This window comes from Thermoanaerobaculia bacterium (assembly GCA_035717485.1).
Classification (GTDB): domain Bacteria; phylum Acidobacteriota; class Thermoanaerobaculia; order UBA5066; family DATFVB01; genus DATFVB01.
In genome coordinates, this window is record DASTIQ010000089.1 from 1 (window position 1) to 2,929 (window position 2,929).

Below are 2,929 nucleotides of genomic sequence, written 5' to 3' on the forward strand. Positions count from 1 at the left end.
CGAGCACGAGGAAACGCATCACGTCCAGGGCAATGAATGATTCGGTAAAAGCCCGAAACAGGGGTCGGGCGATTTCGGCGAGAAGAAAGACAAAACCGTAGCCGTAGAGATCCACTCCTGAACGAGCCCCGTTTGACCGCATCCAGGTGCCCCACGCGAAGGCGAAGTCGTCGTGGTTGAAGTCGCGGCGAAACCACAACAGGATCCTGGGGAGAAGGGAAGCCGCGATCAGTAGAGCGGGAATCCATTCCAGCCGAGGGAGCCGAAGAGTACTCGGATGTTCCCCGGCTTCGGCCTCGGCTGCCGGCTCGCTCATCGTCGCCGCAGCCCCAGGATCGACAGGAAGAAGCTCGAGAGGATCGTCTGGAACCCGAGCGCGGTGAGCGTCACGCCCGGAATCACCCAGCGCATCGTCTTCTCGTAGTCGAGGTTCCCGAAGCTCACGGCTCGCCATTGGAAGATCGAAACGCCGAGTAGAGCCAGGCCTCCAAACATCGCGATCATTCCGGTCGCGACCCCTTTCTCGAGCGTGACGACCGGATACAGTCGGGAAAGCCGAAGATCGTGGGGCAGGAGCCCCTCTTCGATCGCGAAGACTTTCGTGAAGATCGCAAAAAGTATCGATTGGTAGCCGCAGATCAGCGCGAGGCTCGCAAAGAGGAGCGTGTGGACGTCAAGGGTGGCGCCGAAGATTCGCGCCCGCGGCATCGCGAGCGCGTATCCGACGATTCCGAGAAGGATCAGGAAGATTCCCGGCTGCAGAAAGAGCCAGCGCGGCGAGAGCATCAGATAGAACCGGAAGTGGCGCCACCCGTCCCGGAAAGTCTTCAGGTGCGGCGGATGGGTCGTGCGGCCGTCGCGGTGGAGCGTGATCGGGACTTCTTCCATCCGGGCATCCGCCAGAGCCGCCTTGATGACCATCTCCGACGCGAACTCCATCCCCGTGCAGCGAAGCTCGAGCCGCTGAAAGAGGTCTCGCCGGAAAGCGCGCATTCCGCAATGAACGTCGTGGATCGGCGCGTGGAACCAGCGGCGGACCATGCGGGAGAACATCGGGTTTCCCCAGACGCGGTGGAGGAAGGGCATCGCGCCCGGCTCGACGCGCCCGCCTCCCGACGGAAGGCGGCACCCCTGGACCAGCTCCGCTCCCCGCCGCAGCGGTTCGAGGAATTTCGGGGCTTCGGAAAGATCGTAGCTGTCGTCGGCGTCCGCCATCAGGACGTACTCGCCCCGCGCCGCGGCGATTCCGCCCATCAACGCGGCGCCGTAACCGCGCTCGGCGACGGCAACGACACGAGCGCCGAGCCGCTCCGCGATTTCGCGCGAGCCGTCCGTCGAGCCGTTGTCGGCGACGACGATCTCTCCATGGATGCCGGCATCGGAAAGAGCCTGCCGCGCCTTCCTGAGGACGGCGGGAAGAGTCTCGGCCTCATTGAGGCAAGGAAGCACGATCGACAATTCGGGAGGGGATGTCGCAGGAACCGAGGCCGGCGCCCCAGGGGTCTTCTTCGCCTCCCCCTCGACGGGAGAGGTCGGCGAGCGAAGCGAGTCGGGTGAGGGTGAGCCGGTAGCCGGCATTTCGGGGAGTCTACCCCTCACCCGCGCGTCTTCGACGCGCGACCTCGAGGCGTCCTCGCCTCGGCGAGATCACTCCTCCGCCCTTTCCGTCTTGTACCGGCTCCACGCCACGCGGCCCGCCTTGAAGACGCGCTCGATCGAGCGGGTGTTCCGGATGTCGCGGAGGGGGTCGTTCTCGAGGATCACGAAGTCGGCGCGCTTTCCGGTCTCGATCGTGCCCCGGTCGGCGTCGGCGCCGAGCGATCGGGCGGAGACGAGCGTCGCCGCGCGGATCGCTTCGAGCGGAGTCCAGCCGGCGCGGACGAAATCCTCGAGTTCGATGTGCAGGCCCGCGCCCGGAAATGCCCACATGTCCGTTCCGAGGGCCACATCGACGCCCGCGGCCTTGAGCTTCGCCGCGTTCGCGGAGAGGACGGGAAGCTGGCGCGAGACGAACGCGGCGTTCGGATAGCGCCGCCGGTACGTCTCGAAGTACGCGTCGCTCGCGTAGCGAACGAGCGTCGCCTTCGGAAGGGATTCCCGGATCCGCGAGTCCGACAGGACCCTCGCCATGAAAGCCCGGGGATCGGCGAGGAAGTCGAAGATGTCGAGCGTGGGAACGTAGAACACGTGCGCCTCCCGCATCCGCCGGACGAGATCGTCCGTCACCGGCGCGTCGACGATCCCGTGCGCGAGGACCGTCGCTCCGTCCGCGACGGCGTCCGACGCGTCGGCGAGGTCCGGCGCGTGGACCGACACGCGGAGACCGAGCCGGCGCGCCTCGGCGATCAGCGCCGAACGAACTTCCGCGGGGATCTTCGGGAGCTTCGGAAGAGGATCCCGGCACCACCCCATGTCGTCGTCCATGACCTTGATCTCCCGCGAGCCGAGCGATCGGGCGAGGAAGACCGCCGTCTTCGCCGCGGCGGCGTCGGCGGGGAAACGATCGAGATCCGGATCGGGGGGTTCCTCGGACCACCAGCCGCTTTTCGCCGTGAAGATCGGCGCCGCGGGAAAGAGCTCGGGAGTGTGATGCCGGGAGCGGGAGTGCTCGCCGAGATGCGCCGCCGCTCTCGCGCCTTCGGCCATCAGCCGCGCCGACGTCACACCCCAGCGGATCATCGCTTTCGTGTCGGCCGCCGACTCGACGTGCACGTGAGCGTCGACGAAGCCGGGGACGATCCACTTCCCCGCCCCTTCGATCACCCGGACGTCCTTCGGCAGCGCGGGGCGTCCTCTCCGGTCGGCGACCGTCGAGACGTCGGCGAACCGTCCGTCCCGCACGAGGACCCAGGAAGCCGCGACCGGCGCGGCGCCCGTCCCGTCGACGAGAGTCGCCCCGGTGATCAGCACGGCCTTCGGCTTCGGTTTC

General features: G+C 67.0%; 3 protein-coding genes. All 3 read right to left on the reverse strand.

The window, feature by feature from the left end:
* A partial coding sequence (locus VFS34_04710) for a hypothetical protein (protein ID HET9793742.1) occupies window positions 1–316 on the reverse strand: 316 nt, incomplete at its 3' end.
* Entirely contained in the window at window positions 313–1,458 is a 1,146-nt protein-coding gene (locus VFS34_04715) for a glycosyltransferase family 2 protein (GenBank protein ID HET9793743.1), read from the reverse strand. The genes VFS34_04710 and VFS34_04715, both read right to left, overlap by 4 nt.
* Before the next feature lie 189 nt (window positions 1,459–1,647).
* Window positions 1,648–2,929, reverse strand: a 1,282-nt coding sequence (locus VFS34_04720) for an amidohydrolase family protein (GenBank protein HET9793744.1), incomplete at its 5' end; no start/stop codon positions are given.